Source organism: Shewanella frigidimarina, assembly GCF_003797125.1.
In the GTDB taxonomy this organism is placed as follows: Bacteria; Pseudomonadota; Gammaproteobacteria; order Enterobacterales; family Shewanellaceae; genus Shewanella; species Shewanella frigidimarina.
Genome location: NZ_RKKE01000004.1, coordinates 68,471 through 90,315, shown reverse-complemented (window position 1 = coordinate 90,315; position 21,845 = coordinate 68,471). Strand labels below are relative to the sequence as shown.

General features: G+C 41.4%; 18 protein-coding genes. 9 read left to right on the top strand and 9 right to left on the bottom strand.

Features of this window, described 5'->3' with window-relative positions:
- The first annotated feature begins 76 nt into the window (after positions 1 to 76).
- Positions 77 to 1,315: a hypothetical protein gene (locus tag EGC86_RS14090; protein ID WP_123777974.1), complete on the top strand. Its 1,239-nt coding sequence runs from the start codon at positions 77 to 79 to the stop codon at positions 1,313 to 1,315.
- A gap of 62 nt (positions 1,316 to 1,377) precedes the next feature.
- Positions 1,378 to 1,986 carry a hypothetical protein gene (locus tag EGC86_RS14085; RefSeq protein WP_123777973.1) on the top strand — a complete coding sequence of 203 codons (609 nt, stop codon included), beginning with the start codon at positions 1,378 to 1,380 and terminating at the stop codon, positions 1,984 to 1,986.
- Positions 1,987 to 2,310: 324 nt separating this feature from the next.
- Here EGC86_RS14085 and EGC86_RS14080 read toward each other — a convergent pair whose 3' ends face one another.
- From EGC86_RS14080 to EGC86_RS14065, 4 genes are all read right to left on the bottom strand, one after another.
- Positions 2,311 to 4,128: a hypothetical protein gene (locus tag EGC86_RS14080; protein ID WP_123777972.1), complete on the bottom strand. Its 1,818-nt coding sequence runs from the start codon at positions 4,126 to 4,128 to the stop codon at positions 2,311 to 2,313.
- 146 nt (positions 4,129 to 4,274) lie between these two features.
- Positions 4,275 to 4,907 carry a response regulator transcription factor gene (locus EGC86_RS14075; RefSeq protein WP_011636089.1) on the bottom strand — a complete coding sequence of 211 codons (633 nt, stop codon included), beginning with the start codon at positions 4,905 to 4,907 and terminating at the stop codon, positions 4,275 to 4,277.
- Positions 4,908 to 5,235: 328 nt separating this feature from the next.
- Positions 5,236 to 6,117, bottom strand: coding sequence for a 23S rRNA pseudouridine(2604) synthase RluF (rluF, locus tag EGC86_RS14070; RefSeq protein ID WP_011636090.1), 882 nt, complete (start codon positions 6,115 to 6,117; stop codon positions 5,236 to 5,238).
- 140 nt (positions 6,118 to 6,257) lie between these two features.
- Positions 6,258 to 7,163 carry a DUF72 domain-containing protein gene (locus EGC86_RS14065; protein WP_425376041.1) on the bottom strand — a complete coding sequence of 302 codons (906 nt, stop codon included), beginning with the start codon at positions 7,161 to 7,163 and terminating at the stop codon, positions 6,258 to 6,260.
- 220 nt (positions 7,164 to 7,383) lie between these two features.
- Here EGC86_RS14065 and EGC86_RS14060 point away from each other — a divergent pair, with 220 nt between their 5' ends.
- Positions 7,384 to 10,431 (top strand): transglycosylase domain-containing protein, encoded by a 3,048-nt coding sequence (locus EGC86_RS14060; protein WP_011636092.1) that lies wholly within the window; start codon positions 7,384 to 7,386, stop codon positions 10,429 to 10,431.
- Between the two features lie 82 nt (positions 10,432 to 10,513).
- Here the strand turns inward: EGC86_RS14060 and EGC86_RS14055 are convergent, their stop codons facing one another.
- Entirely contained in the window at positions 10,514 to 10,954 is a 441-nt protein-coding gene (locus EGC86_RS14055) for a DUF3429 domain-containing protein (RefSeq protein WP_101086135.1), read from the bottom strand.
- Between the two features lie 312 nt (positions 10,955 to 11,266).
- Between EGC86_RS14055 and EGC86_RS14050 the strand changes: the two genes are divergently transcribed.
- A complete protein-coding gene (locus EGC86_RS14050) occupies positions 11,267 to 11,752 on the top strand; it encodes a GNAT family N-acetyltransferase (protein ID WP_049763510.1) in 486 nt (161 codons plus the stop codon).
- A gap of 12 nt (positions 11,753 to 11,764) precedes the next feature.
- Here the strand turns inward: EGC86_RS14050 and EGC86_RS14045 are convergent, their stop codons facing one another.
- Positions 11,765 to 11,965, bottom strand: a complete 201-nt coding sequence (locus EGC86_RS14045; protein WP_041412753.1) for a hypothetical protein — start codon at positions 11,963 to 11,965, stop codon at positions 11,765 to 11,767.
- A gap of 276 nt (positions 11,966 to 12,241) precedes the next feature.
- On the opposite strand from EGC86_RS14045, the gene EGC86_RS14040 reads away from it, so the two are divergent.
- From EGC86_RS14040 to EGC86_RS14020, 5 genes are all read left to right on the top strand, one after another.
- Positions 12,242 to 13,507: a DEAD/DEAH box helicase gene (locus EGC86_RS14040; protein ID WP_011636095.1), complete on the top strand. Its 1,266-nt coding sequence runs from the start codon at positions 12,242 to 12,244 to the stop codon at positions 13,505 to 13,507.
- A gap of 173 nt (positions 13,508 to 13,680) precedes the next feature.
- Positions 13,681 to 15,741 (top strand): PhoX family protein, encoded by a 2,061-nt coding sequence (locus EGC86_RS14035; protein WP_123777971.1) that lies wholly within the window; start codon positions 13,681 to 13,683, stop codon positions 15,739 to 15,741.
- 153 nt (positions 15,742 to 15,894) lie between these two features.
- Complete coding sequence (gene gloA2 / locus EGC86_RS14030) at positions 15,895 to 16,281, top strand: SMU1112c/YaeR family gloxylase I-like metalloprotein (protein WP_011636097.1); 387 nt, start codon at positions 15,895 to 15,897, stop codon at positions 16,279 to 16,281.
- Positions 16,282 to 16,509: 228 nt separating this feature from the next.
- Entirely contained in the window at positions 16,510 to 18,840 is a 2,331-nt protein-coding gene (locus EGC86_RS14025) for a TonB-dependent receptor (RefSeq protein WP_425376043.1), read from the top strand.
- 14 nt (positions 18,841 to 18,854) lie between these two features.
- Positions 18,855 to 19,535: a Fe2+-dependent dioxygenase gene (locus EGC86_RS14020; RefSeq protein ID WP_123777969.1), complete on the top strand. Its 681-nt coding sequence runs from the start codon at positions 18,855 to 18,857 to the stop codon at positions 19,533 to 19,535.
- A 160-nt stretch (positions 19,536 to 19,695) separates the two neighbouring features.
- Here the strand turns inward: EGC86_RS14020 and nrfD are convergent, their stop codons facing one another.
- From nrfD to EGC86_RS14005, 3 genes are read right to left on the bottom strand one after another with little or no spacing between them, the layout of a single operon-like run.
- Positions 19,696 to 20,637 carry a cytochrome c nitrite reductase subunit NrfD gene (gene nrfD / locus EGC86_RS14015; RefSeq protein ID WP_011636100.1) on the bottom strand — a complete coding sequence of 314 codons (942 nt, stop codon included), beginning with the start codon at positions 20,635 to 20,637 and terminating at the stop codon, positions 19,696 to 19,698.
- Positions 20,634 to 21,320, bottom strand: a complete 687-nt coding sequence (locus EGC86_RS14010; RefSeq protein WP_123777968.1) for a 4Fe-4S dicluster domain-containing protein — start codon at positions 21,318 to 21,320, stop codon at positions 20,634 to 20,636. Before EGC86_RS14010 ends, nrfD begins: the two co-directional genes overlap by 4 nt.
- 6 nt (positions 21,321 to 21,326) lie before the next feature.
- Complete coding sequence (locus EGC86_RS14005) at positions 21,327 to 21,791, bottom strand: cytochrome c3 family protein (protein ID WP_123777967.1); 465 nt, start codon at positions 21,789 to 21,791, stop codon at positions 21,327 to 21,329.
- Between the last annotated feature and the right edge of the window lie 54 nt (positions 21,792 to 21,845).

Here is a 21,845-nt window from a genome sequence, read left to right as displayed (position 1 = left end):
GTCGATAACGAGGCTCTTTATATAGTTGGTAGACACTGACAACAATCTTAAAAGTGTAAGTCGATTAAGGAACAGGATGTTTAACAAGTTAACAGGGACGTTATTGATTACAGCGTCATCATTTACAATCGTGTCAGCCGTTGAAAAAATAAAGTGGATTTTTATATGCTTTAATCTGGTTTATGTGGTGTTGGCGGTAAGTGTCTTTTCTTTTTCGGCTGAATCTGTTGGGCGTTTAATGCTCAGTATATTGTTGATCTTGATAGCGTTTAGTTATCAATGTCGATGGTATTTTGATACCTCACGTAAGGTGTTAACACAGTTCCATGGTTTCAAGTTAGGGGGGAAATCCATTTATTCCCTTCAACAACAAAATGTAGATTACTCAGTAATAAAAAATATTGAGTTAAAAGAAGTACATAATACTTATAAAGTGATTTTGCATGTTAAAGAGAGTGAACAAGCTCAATTACCTGAACCGATATCAATATCGTTAAAAGTGAAGCAACATAAGTTGCCCGCATTGGTGCAACAATGTCGAAAAGAGTTAATGTCGCAGGGGATTAATGTTGTCGGTCAATTTGATAGCGTTAGCCGTAAAGATTGGCCAACCTTTACTTCAGTTCCGCTCGACCAAGATACCGTAAAAGCCTTTATTGGGATTAAGCTATTTAACGACCCGATAAAATTACAATACCCCGTCACACTGTTTATGCTGCCTTTACCTCGGCAATACTTTCATCAAGTCTGGGCTTCAAGTTATATCAGTTTTATGGCTGCCTTGTTTATCCTTTATTCTAGCCAAAATATCGTAGCGGCCACCGTGGTTGCACTATTTGGGGTAGCTGTGTCTGCTGTAAGGCGAAAGCTCATTTGCGATAAGCATTATACACAGGGTATATCGACTCCTAATGAGATTGTTATCAGCGAGAATTCACTTGTTATTCCAAGAGTGTATTTTGAGGATAAGCAAGTTAGACAGATAGAAAAGTCTGCGATTAAATCAATTAATATTGAGTGGAATTGGTATAAAGCTGGCGATGGTGACAGTGCCCTGAGGCAATACAGGCGACCTTTTGTATTTAGAGTAAACATTGATGTGAGTAACGGTGAAAGCATTACGTTAGCCGGGCAAACATTTGATAGTAATAAATTTGTTATTGCACTGTCTCAACTCGGCTACAGTGCAACGTTGACGCAAATCCCAAAAATAGCAGCGGTATGGCGTTTTTACATACTCATACCGATGGCTATAGCGCTACTAGGTATGACAGGCTTTGGCTTGTACTCGCTGTATATTCGTTATTTGGTTTAAGAATTAACATGGCCATATATGGCTTGATTGTTTTCAAGTGCTCAACTAACAGGATGTTATCGATGAATATTTTTAAAAAAGCCAGCTTGCTGGTGGCCATGACTACTGCCATTACCACAATGAGTTTTGCAGTATTGGCTAGCAACCAAGCTGCTATTGATGCATTTGAAGCTAAAACGAAACTCATAGCACAAGATGCAAAAGTGCTATCCGATAAGCAGCTAGTCTTGATGCAAGAGTTTAATCAGCTCATGGATTCTGGCAATGCGTCGGCTGTATTCCAAAGTGGCAAGGTGCAAGAATTACAAGCACTCGGTGAGCAGACGTTGGTGCAAGCTAGGTTGTTTGTAAAAAAATATGAGCAGTTTTTGTCACAATTACCTGAAACATCTACCTGTTATATGCCTGAAAACGTCACAGAATATAACAATCTCATTGATGAGGTATCAGCTAATAACCAGTCGTTATCTGAATTGAGCGCTACAGTATCGCCCGGCGATGAAGCTGGTGTCACTATGGCGTTATTAAATGTACAAATGCACGCGGGGCGGGTTAGCTCTTTTGTGCAAATGTTTCAGCTGGTGAAGATGTGCTATATAACCGAAGCCATGGGTTACACCAAGCAAGATGTTGAGCGTATGGAAGCTGAAGAGGGTGGTGATGAGCTGTAACGCCAGTATCTAATATGTCACTTTACATATTGGCAGTGTTTACTTTGTTGATTGTTAATAAGTAACAGGTTATTGAGTTGGATGGGGTGTATGCTATAGCAGTCATTCTATCTAGCATATCTAGTGCATTAGGAATTCATCATTTTTATGGCAGCAGAACGGTCCTTTGTCTATGGTGTGTTTGATTTAGTCTTAGCGATTGTTGGTCGTTTTATTGATAAAGAAAACGATATGATTAAAGCAGGCTAATATTTGTGGCTTGATGATAAAAAACCATTAGCTTTTGCTAATGGTTTTTTACATTGCGAGTAAGCAATAAGCCTCTTATGGTGTTGTTTTTAGTGACAATAAATGATTGTATAATATTTGGGTAAAGCGTTCTGAATTGTCATAAGTCATCATTAGTTGATTGTTTGCGTCTTTCGTATTGAAAGCTTTATTTAAATTGACTTCAATTAACTGTTGATCTGCAACTAAATAATATGTCGGAAGAATGTGCTCAGCAACTTTGTCATTTATAGCGTCCTCAGTTGTAATAATTAATGGCTGATTACTTGGGCTAATGCTGCGTTCTACTGTAAATGTCGTTTCTGGTTGCAGGTTAATATCAAGCAGAGTGATCTTACTTTGTTGCTCATCGACGATGATAAACTCTGGATATAAACTATCAAATTGTGCTCTAGCGATATCATCAACTGTGATCATATCAGCCGTCTCGTAATCAGGAAGGTCGTAGATTTCATAATTATTGACTTCACGACACATGACATCAGCTTCTTGAGATACGTTTATAGAATATAATGTTTGTGGCCAATTTAGCGTGTTGAATTTAAGACTATCAGGAATAATGTTAAGTATTGAGCTCCAGCTATCACTTGGTGTGAGTATTTTTTCTACATTAATAGTGACATTAACATCTGTTGATTCATACACTGTTTTGTAACTATTACCTTCTATAAACGGTTCAGTCGTCGGCAATGGTGCAATGGTATACCAACCGTTATGGGTTGTGTTCCAGCATTCTATTTCTATTTCTTGCTCATCTATATCTTTAGGGAATTCGGTAACATACCCAATTCCGTCAATAGAGGCTGACCCTATAACTGTCTTTCCTGTCTCATCATTGTCTAGTGAGAATGTGCTGAACTGTGACAGCAACGCTAGCGATAAGGTATTAGCAAAGCCGCTATCATTAATGATATTACCTAGCACAACATCCCAATCGTTTTGTGACAAAATACGAGAATCGATTGGTAATTCTGTAAATCCTAATGCGATAGCTGAATCACTAAAGAGTATATTTGCGGCTAAAGTAAATATGTCGTCTGAGAAGAACTCTTCGATAGAAAGGCCGCTATCAATTAATATTTGCCAAAGTTGAGCATAAGTAGCTGCAAGAATTTTTTCTGCTGCGATTAAGTTTGGGATTTGAGTCGCGATGACTTGCTGTAAATAAGCAATGGCATAGTCTATGCGCATAAAGTTAGCTGAGGCTGATGTTTCCGCTGAAATAGAATACAAGGTGTCTGCATCTAATTGATACAAAATAGCCAATAGAGTGTCTAACTCAGCCGATAACTGACTAATATGTCTGTTAGACAGACTTTGACTCTTCATCTCCATCACTCGAGACAGTTTAATATGGGTCAGGTTATTAATCGCGCCATTGTACTGTGGGCTAGCGATTAATGTGCCTTTTCCTGCGTCACTAACGATAGATTTTGGTGCAGCTCTGTTAGTCGGGTTTTTAATCTTAAGTGCCAAAGAGCGTGCTTGAAGTGCTTGGACTGCCTTAGCCGCTTCCCAATTAGCCACTAAATAATAATCTGGTGTTTCGACTTCACTTTTCCAGTCTATTTGGTAGTTACCGTCAACATCTGTAATAGTAAAAGGTTCATCGCTATCACAGGCTAAGTTTTTATTTAAATCAGTGCAAACCGTCGCTCCTGACAATGCCCCTTGATATACCGCTAAACCGGTTACCTGGTGAGTATATTCTGATGCTACTGGAGGCGTTGTAATCGGGGGCGGTGTGCCAGAATCAGGTTGCGTGATTTCGGTATTAGAATCGTCGTCAGATGAACCGCAACCGACTAAGAGTGCGCCAGAGATTAATATGGCTAATATGCTTTTATGGTGCATTAATGTGTCCTTACATTATGGGGTGAAGTGCTTTTAAAACAATAAAAATATCGAGTGTGAAATATTAAACGAGCCTAAAAATGTATCGTTTAATGGATACATAACTAAGTTCACTTTTAAGTGTTAACTGGAGTATTTATAAAAAGTTAACCGGCAGCAAAAGCAAATAATTGGCCGCGATTTTTAATTTTGGTTTTTTTATAAATATTTTGTACGTGCATTTTGACGGTATTAACAGAAATGTTGAGCTCTTTGGCCATTTCTTCGTTGGTTAATCCATGCAGTATGAGTGACAAGACTTGTTGTTCTTTTTTTGTGGTGACGGCAAGTATTTTGGCGCGATTACCTGATGATGGAATACGCTTTCTTTGGAGGATGTATTTAGAAACGGCTTTAGGGTTAAAGCTAATGTCGCCATCTTGCACTTGTTTAATGCTTTGTATTTGATGAGCGATAGAGTCATCGACACTGATGGCGCCATGAAATCCAGATGAAATAAGAATAACCTCTAGTTCTACATTCAGTGCAGGACAAAATGCAATGTGCAGGTCGCTTTTAAATAACTCTGCAGATAAGTAACCAATTTCTTGTAATGGATTTTCAAGATAATGAACCATAATGGCGCTGCCATTTTCGGAATTTGATGCGGCTGATAATTCTGATAACGCGCAGCTCGCATTGGTTGGAATTAAGTTAAATTCAATCAAATTAGCGAGGTTTTGAAATTGCCCATGAAGATGAACAGGGAAATCTACGATTAAAAGGTTATTGCTGAACATGTCACATTCCTTGTTTAAAAAACCAGCGTCCGATTGCTGTTGTTTTATACTTTTACGATGTTTTTTTTGTACTATTTATTGAAAGATTACAACAACTTTAGCATGCATTTGATCAATAAAAATGCATTATGTGTAATCTTTTAGCATGAGTGATTATACAATGTTTAATGTAAACCGATGTTTTATTTACATTTGTGTAATATTGGCTGTTTGAATAGCACTCAGTGCAGTATCCTACAACATAAAAAGATTATTGCATACGGTAAAATGATTATTTTTAATACTCATTCTTATCCTTAGCGGTATATCACTTATGCTGTTTTTCGGATCAGCGTTTAGGTTTTCTTGAATGACTTGGCTTACCTTTATTCGCCGCCGGCTTTTTAGGTTTAGCACCTCGACCTTGCATAAAGTGTTCTGGGCCTTCAATTTTATCTCGTAAGCTTTGGGTTGGCTTTTTCTTAGCTTTTTTGGGCGCGTTTTTAACCTCTGAAGATGAATGTTCAATTAACTTCATTAGCGTGCTGAGTTCTTGTTCATCCAAATCTCGCCACTCTCCTACAGGCAGTCCTTTAAGCGACACATTCATAATTGATTGACGTTCCAGCTTGGTCACTTCAAAGTTGAAATGTTCACACATTCGACGAATTTGACGATTAAGCCCTTGAACTAGAATTATTTTAAATACGAACGTTGAAACTTGTTCCACTTTACATTTTTTAGTGATGACACCTAACATCGGCACGCCGGCGCGCATACCTTGTAAAAATGCTTCAGTGATCGGCTTGTTAACCGTAACCACATATTCTTTGTCGTGATTGTTGCCTGCGCGGAGGATTTTATTGACTAAGTCACCATTGCTGGTAAGAAAGATTAACCCTTGTGAATCTTTGTCTAAACGACCAATTGGGAATACTCGTTCGCTGTGATTAACAAAATCGACAATATTATCGCGTTCGGTATTTTCGGTGGTACTAACAATACCTACCGGTTTATTAAGGGCAATAAAAACCAGATCGGCTTCGTCTCGGGGGGCTATATCATGACCATTCACTTTGACTTTATCGCCAAATTCGACGCTATCACCAATTTTGGCGCGTTTACCATTGATAAAAACATTACCTTGCTCAATATAGCGATCTGCTTCACGACGTGAGCAAATACCACTCTCACTAATGTACTTATTTAGACGGGTTGCAGATTCACTCATGGTGGTTCCTTTATCAACATAAACGCGCTGCGAAGGCAGGCTGGATCGGCGCAAATAATATCATAAAATTGTAGGACCGAGAGCGGTTTGATAAACGTTTATTATCAGTCCTTGAGGTTACCTATGCATATAGGTGGGTATCACAAATCAAAACCCATTTGAGTTGTGGTGTGCTGTTGTTGAGGTAATAGATTAATGTCGGCCAATGCAGATGTACTTTGTGCCAACTGCTGTTGCAGTAAACGATACAAATCGACCGCTAATTGCGGTGCATTGTGATTGTCTGGAGTGTGGATAAATAAATAGGGTTGTTTATTTTGCGCGATCCATAAAGGCAGTTGTTTTAGCCAGTTTTGGAAAAAATGTATATTGGCTTCCGCTTGCGGATGACCAATAAAGCGCACCACAGGATTGTGTGCGGTTGCAATGGCGTGTACTGGCACTTTTGGCTTTTTCTGGTGGGCATCTATCACTGCTGCGGTTGTTGGCGCTGCTGTAAAAACAGGCCTCGTGTCCATAATGATACGATTGCAGTTATTGTCGATTAATAAGCGGTTTAATGCTTGTTCTGCTTCACCTTTAGCAAAAAAGGCACTGTTACGTACTTCGACGCCATAGGTTAGGCCTTGTGGCACTTGAGTTAAAAACTGTGCTAATTGTGGCAAAGATTGTGGCCCAAAACTGGCGGGAAGTTGAATTTTCCACACTCCGGTTCGGTTAATAAGGGGCTCCATTATGCTAAAGAATTGTTGTAGCGCTGGGCCTGCATGTTGGAGCTGTAATTCATGGGTGATGTGTTTGGGCAGTTTAAAGGTAAATTTAAACTCGTCATGCGTTGCAGCGTACCAATTTTGTACATTCTGTAACGACGGCGTGGCATAGAAAGTAGTGTTGCCCTCGACGGTATTAAATATTTCGGCATAACGTGCCAGTCGATGTGCCTGGCTATTGCCATAAACGGTTTGTTGCCATTGGTTTTGTGACCACATGGCTAAACCTAATCTTAATGGCGGATCAATAGTCGCTGTTGAAGTGCTGTTGTCCAAAACAATCCTTAAACTTGGGTAAGTGTTTCATATAAAAATATCGATATTGTGGCAATAAGGTCTTTAATAGGCTAAAAAACAACATTTAGTTATTTTGTCTATATCTAATGGCTTTACCCATCTGATAAAATTATCACAATTAGTTACGCGATGTATTGAACATCTCAACCAAAAGTTAAATGGTGCGTTATTGTGATTTTATGCGTTAGATGGAGAGTTTGTGTCTAGTCCACATACAGACAGTCAGTTTGATAATTATCGACCTAATGCATCTTCCGCCAAACCGGCTCCGGTTCGTCGCAGTAAAGCGGGTTGGTTATTGATCGTATTATTGTTAGCAACAGCTTATCTGATCGAGTTTGAGGTGCGGACATCGTATTATCAATCTTATTTTTTACATCAATATGCCACTAAATTAACCTATAAAGTACGTGATTATCGCAGCGATGCGGTGATTTATCCTAAGTATGGTCCCTTTGATGACCGCCATGGTTATAGCCAATTACCGCAGAAAATAGCGCGTCTTATTGAGCGTAATTATCAAATCACTCAGCAGGTGGCATTTTCACCAATGTTGATGGATTATACCAATATTGGTTTTTTCCCGCCGTATCATGAAAAAGCCCAATCTGGTTTAGCAATTAAAGATTGCCGCGACATGACGGTATTCGATTTCTCCTATCCTAAACGTGTGTATCAAGACCAAGATAAAATCCCAGATCAAATCATCAATACCTTATTATTTATCGAAAATCGTGAAATGTTGAGTCCAGAAGCTAACTACAACCCCGTTGTTGACTGGCCTCGATTTGTGCTGGCTGCCGCCAGTCAGGTAGCGGGTATTTTTGGGGCTGATATGTCTAAAGCGGGTGGCAGTACTTTGGCCACCCAAATTGAAAAATTCAGGCATTCTAACCACGGCTTAACCTTGAGTATTAAAGATAAGTTATTACAAATTGGTTCGGCCATTGTACGAGTGTATCAGCAAGGTGAAAGCACCGTTGGCGCTCGCCAACGCATCGTACAAGATTATCTCAACACAGTGCCATTATCATCGGCTCCGGGTTTTGGTGAAGTCCACGGTATTGGTGATGGTTTATGGGCCTGGTTTAAAACAGATTTTAATCAAGCTAACCAATTGCTTTTGAGTCGTCATACTCAACAAAATGCTGCTGAGCGTGGCAAGGTGTTTCGTCAAATCGTAGCTTTAATGATTGCTCAGCGTCGGCCATCGTATTACTTACGCCAAGGTCATGATGATTTAGAATCGTTAGTAGACAGCTATTTACGTTTACTGGGCGGTGATGGGTTAATTGAAACGCAATTGATGGTGTCGGCACTTGAGCAAACATTACAATTTAACGCCAGTAAGTTAGCGACGACTAACCTCGCTAACAATAAAGGGGTTAATGCGGTACGTATTCGCACTGCGGGTATGTTGGGATTAAGTTTGTTTGATCTTGATCGCTATGATTTATCGATTAACAGTACCTTCCATGGTGACTTGCAACAACAAGTTAGCGATTACTTACGTAGTTTAGCTCAGCCCAGTTCGGCTGAACGTATCGGACTACTGGGTGAGCGTTTACTGTCGGTGCAGCAGTTAGATAAAGTGTTGTACAGCTTTACCTTGTATGAAAGTACCGACAGTGCCAATAGGGTGCGGATTCAAACCGACAGTATTGATCAGCCGTTTGATATTAATGAAGGCAGTAAGCTGGAGTTAGGTTCAACGGCTAAGTTACGTGTATTAGCGACATATTTAGACATTATTGCCGAATTACAACAGCGTTTTTCTGCAATGACGGTGGCTGATTTACGCCAAGTGGATGTGGAACGTAAAGACCATATTACGCGCTGGGTGGTCGATTATTTGATTACCACCCGTGACCGTAATTTAACCCGAATGTTGGATGCTGCACTGCAGCGCGAATATTCGGCTTCACCAGAAGAACGTTTCTTCACCGGTGGTGGTTTGCATGTATTTAACAATTTTAATAAAAAAGAAAACAGTCGCGTACCAACATTATATCAAGCATTGCAAGAGTCGATAAACTTGCCTTTTGTGCGCTTAATGCAAGACATTGTTAATTACAGTAGTAGTTATAACAGTGAAGGCAGTGTGTCGCAGCTATTGCGTAACGACAAAGATCCGCGCCGTGAAGAATACCTAAAAGCATTTGCTAAGCGTGAGGGCAGTTCGTTTGTAAAACGTTTTTATCGCAAGTATCGTCAGCTTGCACCAGAGCAGCGTCTTGAGGTGTTATTTGATGGTATTCAACAACAAGAACACAAGTTAACGGCCGTTTATCGTTATTTAAAACCTTACGATGGCGCCCGTGAGTTAACAGCTTTTTTAACTCAGCGATTACCAGCAAAAACCTTTACCGATAAACAAATTAATGTGCTGTACAACAAATATGGCGAAGAAAAATTTAATTTAGCTGATCAAGGCTATATTGCACGGGTGCATCCGTTAGAGTTGTGGGTATTACGCTATTTAAATGACTATCCGGAAACTGGCCTTACTCAAGTATTAGAAGACGCACAACCGCAGTTACAAGAAGTGTATCGCTGGCTGTTTAGAACGCGTCATCAAAATGCTCGTGATGTGCGTATTCAGGTGATGTTAGAAGTGGAAGCATTTTTAAGTATTCATCAACGTTGGGTGAGAATGGGTTATCCGTTTGAATACATGGTGCCTTCATTAGGCTCTGCTTTAGGCAGCTCGGGCGACAGACCTGCAGCATTGGCTGAGTTAATGGGTATAATTCAAAATGATGGCTATCGTTTCCCTACCGTGAGAATTGATGAGCTGCAGTTTGCCAAAGACACACCTTATGAGGTGACACTGGCCAATAATAAACAAACTGTTATGCGGGTAATGCACCAAGAAGTTGCACGAGCGTTGAAAAAAGCATTGGCAAATGTAGTCGAAAATGGCACAGCAAGAAGGCTCAAAGGCAGCTTAGTGGATAGCAATGGCCAAATGATTGTTATGGGGGGAAAAACCGGTACCGGCGATAATCGTATTGCGACTGAAATTCGTAATGGCCGTAAAGTATCTTCAACCGCTATAAACCGTACTGCAACATTTGTGTTTTACTTAGGCGATCGTCATTTTGGTACCCTAACTGCATTTGTACCAGGGGAGAAAGCCGACGACTTTAGCTTTACTTCAGCACTGCCATTACAAGTACTTAAAGGCATGATGCCGATTCTATCACCGATGATAAACCAGCAAGAACAGTGTCAAACCGGTTTATAGATGGTGAAGCCAGTCAGCTTGCTGCAATAAACAAAAAGCCCATGCTGTAAAGCATGGGCTTTTTGTTCGAGTTAACATGTTGTTAAACGCTAAAAAGACTGAGCATGACAATAATGTGGCATACTACAGCAGCACTGGTTAATATTGTGCGTAATGTGAGGTAGCTGGTGGTGGTTGATAATTGTTTGGCTTTAAACTCAATATACAATAAATACAGATAACCACTGGCGAGTAGGATTAGCGCGGATAATGCAAACGGCGTTAACAGTGCAATCCAACAGGCGAGTGCGATGATATTACTGATGATGAGTAACTTAGCAATATTGTCGTCTAAGGTTAATATAACCGCTTTGCCCCACAGCGTACCGGCAACAAAACTTAAAATCACTGCGCTATAGCTAACAAACCCTAGCATAGTATGTTCGGGTGCTAATAGGCTATGATTGAAGGCTAATACACTGAGAATAATAAAAGGTAAAAGGCCAGCAAAGCCCAACCATTGCCATGTTTTAATGCTTTTCATCCTGTAGTCCTTTAATGCATGTTGATACGGTTACTCATCGTCAAGCGTGTCGATGAATGAGAATATATAACCTCAATTATGGATAATAAACGGTCATCAAACAGGCATTTCCGCTATCAGTGTTTAATCGACTTACAATAGGCGAGCTATTGATACGTCCAATATGCCTTGTTAGCAAAACACATGGCAAGTTTGATATTGCAGACTTGAATTAAACCCGTTTTTAACGATTTATCCCATCTCTTATTAGAGCTGAGGTTATCTATAATATAAATGATCTTGGTGACACAACATAGAAAAGGCGAACCCGAAATGAATATTTCTCTTCATCCCATTACTGAAGCAGATTTAGATATATTGTTTGAATTTGAAAACGACCCTATTGCTAATAAAATGGCAGACTTTGTGCCGCGTAAACGTAAAGCTTTTAACCTGCATTGGCAGCAAAAAGTATTAGCAAATGAAAAGGCGATAGCACAAGGGATTTGGATAGATGATGTTTTAGTGGGTAATGTATTATCGTGGATTAATACCGACGCAGCCGCAAAGTCAGATCCGCAAATGCGTTTAGTTGGCTATTGGATTGGACGTGAACATTGGGGCAAAGGCATTGCCACCAAAGCTGTGGAAATGTTTTTAAAGCAATTTATTTCGAGCCCTGTTTTTGCTTATATCAATAAACAGAACGAAGGCTCAGTAGCAGTAGCGTATGCCAATGGATTTTTCGACGTTACAGCGCAGTATCCGCAACTAATCAGTAAAGACAGTTTACGTTTATTCAGACGTGGTAACGTTTAGTATTCTAGTGGACTAATGATTACCGCCACCACATCCACCGCAACAACTGCCGCCATTAGCTTGTTTTTTGGCAGTATTTTCAGCCTGAGATACTTCATTTTCTGTTACAGCTTTCATTTCTGTTGCAGTAGTGTCTTGGGCTGTAGGTGCCACATTGCTAATCTGTTCAGCTTGCTTGGCTGGCTTGAAAATACCGCTAATTGAAAAACTCATGGTGATACCTCGTTATGGGATCTGATTGTGTAATGTTGTGATGCAATCGAGTGGTTAAAATAAAACATGTTTTTTATTTGCATGTTTAAATTGTATAAGGCTTACTTTTTTAGTCAAGTGTTATCTGCTGCAAAAAGCACGACCTGCTTAAGATGTGTTGAGCATCACATTTACCAGCCATTTTAATGAACGATAATTCAAGCAAGCATTACCTAGAGCCTTTGTTTTAATCTGAATGAGCGTGATAAACTGCGCATCCACATGTTTGGAGTTTTTATGTCTTTTGCAGATTTATCGTTACATCCCATATTGATTAATCGCCTAGCTGAATTAAAATATCAGCAACCTACGCCTATCCAATTACAAGCAATTCCGGTTATTTTAAGCGGTAAAGACGTGATGGCGGGGGCGCAAACGGGCACCGGGAAAACGGCTGCATTTGCATTACCGTTACTGCATCAATTATTGACTCATCAAGATAATCTAGCTGCTCAGCCAGACACTCAACATATTAATTCGACCCCGATAACGGCGCTTGTATTAGTCCCAACTCGAGAGTTAGCCCAACAAGTGCACAGTAGTATTGAGCAATATGCTTATGGCAGTTCAGTCACTAGCGTGATGGTTTATGGCGGGGTTAGCATTGGCGAACAAATCCGTCAGTTAGCCAATGGCACCCATATTTTGGTAGCGACTCCAGGGCGGTTATTAGACTTGCTGCGTAAGCGTGCGTTGTCATTATCACAATTAACTCATTTGGTATTTGATGAAGCCGATCGCATGCTGGACATGGGCTTTAAAGATGAAATTGTCGAAGTACTTAAGCGCTTGCCAAGTACACGGCAAACGTTATTATTTTCAGCCACCTTAGATGACCGAATGCTCAGTTTTAGTCGGCGCTTATTACGCTCACCACAGGTGATTGAAGTGGCTCAGCGAAATACCACCGCCAGCAGTATTGTTGAGCGAGTGTTTAATGTCGACGCTAATCGAAAGTGCGCCATGCTGTGCCATTTAATTACCCAAGAAAGTTGGCTGCAAAGCTTGATATTTAGCCGCACCAAACAAGGTGCTGATGCACTGGTAAAGCAAATGAAACAAGCTGGCGTGGCAGCTGAAGCATTTCATGCTGACTTATCTCAAGCAGTACGTGAACAAGTGTTAGCAGCATTTAAAGCCGGTGAGGTGACCGCGTTAGTCGCAACTGATGTGGCTGCAAGAGGTTTAGATATTAACGAGTTAAATTATGTCGTTAATATGGAGTTACCGTTTCAAGTTGAAGACTACGTGCATCGAATTGGCCGCACAGGCCGAGCAGGTAAAGCAGGGCAAGCGATCACGTTATTAAGCATCGATGACGAGCCGTTATTAACTAAACTAGAAGCCTTTTTAGACCGACGTTTACCACAGCAATGGCTGGCAGGTTTTGAGCCAGATTTGGATTTAATTGCTCCAGTTACCCGTAAAACAACTAAATCGGCATTAAAACAACAAGCACGTAAAAAGGCATTAGCGGCATCTTCACGCGGTAAAAAACGCTAACACGAGTTTTATATCGATTCCACTACATGTGACAGTGTGGTGAGTGTCTTTTTACTGCCACATTAATGTCATCTAGTTTGAACCGAGTTGTCACATTAGACGCTTATCTTAACGGACAAATAATTATACCTATATTTGATCCGTTATTTTCAGAGCATATCTAAGGACAATTTATGAGCAAGGCGACATTTGATCCAACTCGTTTTAACAACAGTAAAAATACCCCCTTCAATGAAGTGATGGAGAATCATCTATCACGTCGTAATTTTGTTAAGCGTGGTTTAGGCCTTAGTGCGATGACAGCGTTTGGTGGCTTCGGATTAAGTGCTTGTGGCTCTGACAATGATACCGTTGCAGAAACGCCAACAACGCCGACCACGCCAACAGCACCAACGAAGAGTTCTGCAGTATTAGGTTTTGAGTCGATTGCCGGTTCTAAAATCGATGCCGTGGCGGTAGCTGCTGGCTATTCAGCTTATGTATTAGCACCCTGGGGAACGCCCTTAAATTCGAAAGCTGCAGCGTGGAAAGCCGATGGCAGTAATACTGCTATCGATCAGGAAAACTCCGTCGGTATGCATCATGATGGTATGCATTTCTTCCCGTTGAATGATTCGGCAGATGACGGTTTATTGTGTATTAACCACGAATACATTGACCAGGATGCTTTACATCCAACAGGCCCAACGTTTGATGCTGATGGTAAGCGCACTGTAATTGATGAAATCCGCAAAGAAATCAACGCCCATGGTATTTCAGTTGTCCGTATTAAATTAGTTTCTGGACGATGGCAAGTGGTCGAAAACGACAGCCATAACCGTCGTTTTACCGGTGCAACCGTGATGGATATTGCTGGCCCACTAGCGTACAGCTCACACCTTGAAACGCGTTATTCGCCAGATGGCAGCCAAGCGCGCGGTACTTTAAATAACTGCGGTAATGGTTATACGCCTTGGGGCACTTATCTAACATGTGAAGAAAACTGGCCGGGTTATTTTGTTAATAAAGGCACCTTAACGCAAGAGCAAACGCGCATTGGTATTTCGACTTCTGACACTCGTTATGGCTGGAGCCACTTAGCCGGTAATGACGATGAGCGCTTAGACGAATTTGCTCGTTTTGATGTGACGCCAACGGGCTCAAGTGCGACTAACGATTACCGTAACGAAGCCAATGGCCACGGTTATATTGTTGAAATTGATCCATACAATCCTAACTCGCGCGCCATTAAGCGTACTGCATTAGGTCGCTTCCGCCACGAGGGTTGTGCCTTTGGTAAACTTGAAGAAGGCAAACCAATCACATTCTATTCAGGCCACGATTCTCGTTTTGAATATCTGTATAAGTTTGTTTCTGACGCAGCGTGGGATCCAGCAGATGCTAACAGCACTAACCGCTTAACAGTAGGCGATAAGTACATGAATGCCGGAACCTTATATGCGGCTAAGTTTACCGAAGACGGTGTCGGTGAATGGTTACCGCTGACGTTAGATGGGGTGACTGCCGACGGAAGCACGCTTGCGAGCAGCTTTGACTCACAAGCCGCGATTATATTAAATACTGCTGGCGCTGCTGACTTAGTGGGTGCTACACCAATGGATCGCCCAGAATGGACAACCGTTGATCCATTTACAGGTACGGTATACCTAACGTTAACCAACAACAGTAAACGTACCGACAGCACCAACCCTGCTAACCCACGTTTAAATAACAACTTTGGTCATATTATCCGTTGGGATGAAGGTGATGCAGCAACGGAATTTAGTTGGGATATCTTTATATTTGGTTCACCTGCAGATGGTGATGCTGAAACAAACTTATCTGGCTTAACTGACTTAAACCAGTTTGCTAGTCCAGACGGCTTGGCGTTCGATCAACGTGGTATTTTGTGGGTGCAAACCGATAACGGTGCCTCTGAAGTTACCGAAGAAACCAACGATCAAATGTTAGCGATTGTGCCATCAACGATGGTAGATGCAGATGGTAACCAACAAGTGGTAACGGCTGAAAACCAAACTCAGCTTAAGCGTTTCTTTGTTGGCCCTAACGGCTGTGAAGTGACAGGTTTTGCCATGTCGCCAGACTACACCGCAATGTTTGCCAATATTCAGCATCCTGGCAACTGGCCATACTCTGATAGAGCAGATGAAGAAACGCCCGCAGGCACAACGGTTCGTCCACGTGCAGCCACAGTGATGTTTATTAAAGATGACGGCGGTGAAATCGGCGTTTAATTTAAGCCACTTTCTCTGGAAGTTATTAACCTTGTTTTAGTCTTGTTTATGACTTTAAAAGCGTATATCAACCCTGATAGACTTGTTCTATCAGGGTTTTATTTTTTTGTTTAAATTAGATTAATTATCAATAGTCTATTTACAAGGACAGCCATGCTAAATGGAATTCATCACGTCGCGATTATCTGTGCCGATTACCCACGTTCAAAAGCATTTTATACGCAAATATTAGGGCTAAAAATTGTTGCCGAGCATTACCGTCAAGCACGCGATTCTTACAAACTGGATTTAGCTTTGCCCGATGGTAGCCAAATTGAGTTATTTTCATTTAATGATGCACCGCCAAGACCCAGTTATCCAGAAGCCCAGGGTTTGCGTCACTTAGCGTTCAAAGTCGATGATATCGAGGTGGTCGTGGCGCATTTGCAGCTGAGCAATATCTCTGTCGAGCCCGTTCGCATTGACGAATATACCGGTAAACAATATACCTTTTTTAGCGATCCAGACGGTTTACCGTTAGAGCTTTATCAAGTCAGTTAATTTATGTCGACCAGGCCGCTGTTTCTGAGCGGTATTCAAACGGTTATCAATAACGATTGTTATTAATAACGGCTACCTATCAGCTTATTTCGTCCTTTTGTTAGTTTAATTTCATATTTAATGAATCTTTACACAAATGATAATGATTTGCGTTTGCGATCTTTGTTTCATTTATGTAAAGTGCATCACATAAATGAAATTTAGTTAACGCTTATTAATAACAGGATGATGTTAAGCATGAAGTCTAGTAATTACAGTAAGTTATCATTAGGTGCTCAAGCTGTTGCTGCAGCATTAGTATTCAGTAGCCCAGCGCTATATGCCGCAGACACCAAAAATGAAACTTGTGATAAGGATATATTGGCGAAATGTAAACCAGCGCAAACAGACGAATCTATTGAGCGAATTCGTGTTCATGGTGTGCAAAACTCGGTTTACATGTTTAATAACTCAGCCGACAAACGCCGTATGGCTGCACTTGTCGATACGCCGCAAGTGATTACCGTGTTAACTCAAGACCAAATTCAAGAGTCAGGAAATACGGACTTAAAAGACATTTTGTCAGCTCAAGCGGGTGTTACTCTTGGTACTGGTGAAAACGGTAATGCATTCGGTGATCGTTATATTATCCGTGGCCACGAAGCACGTAGTGACGTGTTTGTTGATGGACTTCGCGACCCTGGCATGACCACTCGCGAAAGTTTTGCTACCGAGCGTGTTGAAATTACCAAAGGTCCAAGTTCAACATTTGCTGGCCGTGGTTCATCAGGTGGTGCCATTAATAGTGTGACTAAAAAAGCCTCAGTAGCTTACGATTTTGGTCGCGTCGATTTGGGTATTGGTACTGACGATCACACTCGTCTAACGGTGGACTATAACTTACCGATATCAGACAAAGTGGCAGTACGCCTTAACGGATTAACGGCTGAAGAAGACAAACCGGGCCGCGAAGGTATTACGAGTGAACGCCAAGGTGTTCAGTTATCGGGTGTGTATGAAGCCACCGATGCATTGTCGTTTACTGCCGATGGTTACTACCTAGACGCGAAAGATGTGCCAGATTTAGGCAGTTATTTTGATCGAGATACTCGTAAGCCGCTAGAAGATATTCCTGTTTATGCTCAAGATGGTGATTTTCTAAATTCTAAGGTCACCACGTTCACTTTACGTACCGAATATGAGTTAAATGACAGCATTACGTTGTACAACGCCACACGCGTTGGACATACCGAAAATGGCTATATTACAACAGGGATGGGCGGCACAACGCGCGCAGATACCGACCCAACAGCGCCTGGAGCAAGCACGTTAACGCTTAGTACTCACCAAGGTAACCAAGATGTTGATTACGTCAGCACTCAATTCAATTTATTTTGGAACACCCAAGCACTTGGTTTTGATCACAAGTTAGTGTTTGGCCTTGAATACACAGATGAAAATGTTGATAACGGCGTATATAGCATCACCAACAATAATGATGGTAATTGTTTGACCGAGGGTCGCCGTGGTGTATCAGAGGCTTATTGTATTATTGATGGTAACGGCAATACTGTCGACAATATCGGCCAGTTAATGAATCGCAGCTATGTTGATGGTGGATCTGATGCTATATACGACATCGAAACCGTGTCGGCATACATGATGGATACGGTTGAATTGACCGATCAGTTAGCACTATTCTTTGGTTTTAGACAAGACAGCTTTGATTACAGTAACAACACAACAGGTCGCGATGGTGAAGTGGATTATGCCTATTCCGATACCATGTATAACGGTAATATTGGCTTAGTTTATGACTTGTCTGAAGATGCCAATATCTACGCCAACTACAGTACTGCAACCAACATCAACGGCGGAGAGTCTGATTTAGGTGCTAACTGTGGTTACGGTGGTATTTGTGGGACGCAAGAGCAAGCTGCTGAAGCTGATGCCGAAATTGTTGAAAACCTAGAGCTCGGTACCAAGTGGATGTTGTTTGATGACAAAATGATGTTTTCGGCATCGATTTTCCAAATCACTAAAAGTGATGTAATGGAAAGTGTTGGCGACAGTTACTCAACGCTAGGTACACTTAACACGGGTAAAAACCGCGTTAAAGGCATTGAGTTTGGCATGGTCGGAAATATTACTGACAAGCTCAGCATACAATTCTCGGCTGCCAAAATGGATTCAGAAATTTTACAGTCTTACAATCCAGCTAACATTGGTTTAGTACTAAGTAACTTTGCTGACGAAAGCGCTTATTTACAACTGCGTTATGAGCTAACCGAATCATTTGTATTTGGTGGTAGCTACACTTATCAAAGTGAAATGTATGGCGGACAACCAGACACTGCAGCAGGTTATGATAGCGACAATAGCCGTTACAGCATTGTGGTGCCTAACTATCAAGTAGTTGATTTATTTGCCAGTTACAATGCCACTGAGGATTTAACTTTCCGCATAAACGTAGGTAACATATTGAATGAAGAATATTGGACTGCAGCTTATCGTTCTGGCTCATTTATGTACTTAGGTGACGCCCGTAATGCTAAATTGTCGATGACATATGAGTTTTAATTAAAGGTATTTGCATGATTGTTATTGAACAAATTCTCTCGAAACAGGATGTCGGTGCTTATCGTCAGCAACTGGCTGAATGTCCGTGGGGCGATGGTCGTAAAACCGCAATGGGAATGGCGGCGTCGGTTAAAAATAACAATCAAGCAGATGCACAACACGCTAATGTGCGCCAACTAGCTAATCAACTATTGGCGCGTATTGGCGAAACGCCTAAAATTGTATCAGCGGCGTTACCGCATAAAATATTTCCGCCGTGCTTTAATCGTTATAGCGAAACTGAAGAGTATGGTTACCATGTTGATGCAGCCATCATGCGGCTCCCTAATACCTCAGAGGTGATCCGTAGTGATGTATCAATGACGGTATTTTTGAGTGAACCCGAAGAGTATGACGGTGGTGAGTTAGTTATTGCCACCGAATTTGGCCAGCAGCAAATTAAGTTACCTGCTGGATACGCCGTAGTATACCCGTCGAGTAGTTTGCATAAAGTGACTGCAGTAACTCGAGGGCAACGCATTGCAGCTATTACGTGGATGCAAAGTATGGTGGCCGATGTGACTTTACGCCAAACCTTGTATCAGCTTGATCAAAGTATTCAAAACTTGATCAAAGCCAACAACACTGACCGCGCTGAGCTAGATAATCTACATAATGTGTATCACAATTTAATTAGACAGTTTACCCAGCTGTAAACGCAATCACTGGCTTTTAATTGCTCGCATGTTGGGAGCATTTAGCATAATTAGCCAGGCGAGGATGTGATTAAATAAGGTGGGAACGCAAACGGAATATTCTCTGTTGAATATACGGTGATAGTGCGGTTGTTAACACATACTATCACCGTTTATCGCGCTAACTTACCACCATTTGGCCTGTATAAAGTACAAAGTTACGTAGCATGATAACGCCCAATAAGCTCAGGCACGCAGTTCCGGCAACATAGGAAAACTTGCGTTTTGAAGTGGCGTTCATAAATAAATTCATCGCTAATGGGGCAGACAATCCTAATCCCATAATCCCGAACCAAAATATTAAACCCCAAAATCCTTCTCCAATCGCGTTTAATGCCGCGACTTTACTTTGACCACCACTGAGAACTAAACCCATAAAGAAGGTAAAAATAAGGAAAATTTCTCCTAAAATCAATGGGATTTCTACTCTATGGATAAAACGCACTTCCTGACCATTAGGGCTGCCTTTGAGTAACACCCCGCCTAATAACGACGCCGCGGCACCTGAAGATAAACCCGATGCTAAAAACAACAAAGGTAACACAGGGTTATTTAGCATAGGGAAGCGTGGCTGAGCCGATAATAAAAATCCGGTATAGGCACCTAGCGACACAGAAAAGATGATCAACAACCCCGTTATTCCAGCTTCATACTTCGCGAGCATTGTGGTTATTTTACACACTATCGGGAAGCGAGGTTGGCACCATTCTTCAATAGGTTTACGGAATACAACAGCAATCCAAGCGTACATGAATACTTGATAAATCAACAAGATCAATACACCCATCGACATCACTGAGGTGGGATTGTAGAACACAAGTATTTTCCAAAAATCCCATGGTTTGGTTAAATCTAATACCAAAATCCCCAAACCTGCTAAAACGGAAACTGCTGCAACAATACACGCTGCTTGAACAAAGCCTGAACGGTATGCTTGTTCTTTAAGGCATACATGTTTCAGCAATACGGCAAAGAACATCGCACCGGCAGAAACCCCTGCTAGGAATAGATATATGGCAATGGGCCAATGCCAGACCAAAGAGTCAAAATGCAAAGCGTTCATAATATAATCTCCCCTTGTTTGGCTGTAATACGAAACAGTTTGGGCCGGGTACCTAAATCTAACTTGGTCCGTTGTGTTGGATTAGCTTTTAACAGCATAACCAGTTCAGACTCAGGATCTTTAAGATTACCAAACACCAATGCTTTGGTTGGACAAGCTTCTACACAGGCAGGTTGTTTATCTTGTTTGAGATTAGTTTCCCTGCAAAAGTCACATTTGTCGGCTGCCTTAGTCACAGGATTAATAAAACGTACATCGTAAGGGCAGGCTAAAATACAGTATTGGCAACCAACACATTTATCTGCATTAACCGAGACAATGCCGTTTTCTTTATCGATAAAGGCGGCTCCAGTCGGGCATACATTAACGCAAGGCGCATCTTCACAATGTTGGCAGGAGTGGCGGCTAAAGTGGTAATACTGATTTGGATACTTGCCATAAGGGCCCGACTGTTCAATGCTCAGCCTGGTGACACCTTCGGGAACATGATTCACTTCTCGACACGCTTCAACACAAGCGTTACAACCAATACATTTGGTTTCGTCATGTAGCATGGCGTATTTTAAATTGTTTATTCTTATGCCCGTATCGGCATTGGCTTGATCGCGACTGAGTGGATATACCGACACGCCGGCAACCAATGCACAGGTGCTTTTAAGGAAATGTCTTCTTGAGTTTTCCATGATTAGTTACCTCTGCACTGTGTGGCAATTTCGGCACACATTACTGCTATCTTTTGCTCCTAAGCCCATTATTGGGTCTGATTCAGGATGCAGTTTATGGCAAGATGTACAACTCACTTTTTGTGCGTGTACGTTGTGAGTCCACTCCGCTTGAGCTATCTTTTTAGGTGAATGGCATTTCAAACACACGCCATTTTTAGTATCGATTGTCATGTCGTTTTCCACAGAGAATACCATCAGGTCATTGGGTTTCTTAGGGTGATTGCCTTGTTCACCATGGCATGAACTACAACTCATTTTTAACTGTTCTTGAGCATGGTGACCTTGCATTGCCCCATTGCGTTTATGGCATTTCATACATGAGTCATTGTTAATTTGCTCAGTAGAGTCAGCGCTATTTGCTCCCTGACTCATAAGGGCAAACGACAATACGCCTACACTTAACATCAGTAGCCAGTTATTCCGGGACATAATCAGTCCTCTCTACAATAATGGATTATCAAAAAATAGCGGGTGAAAACAGAT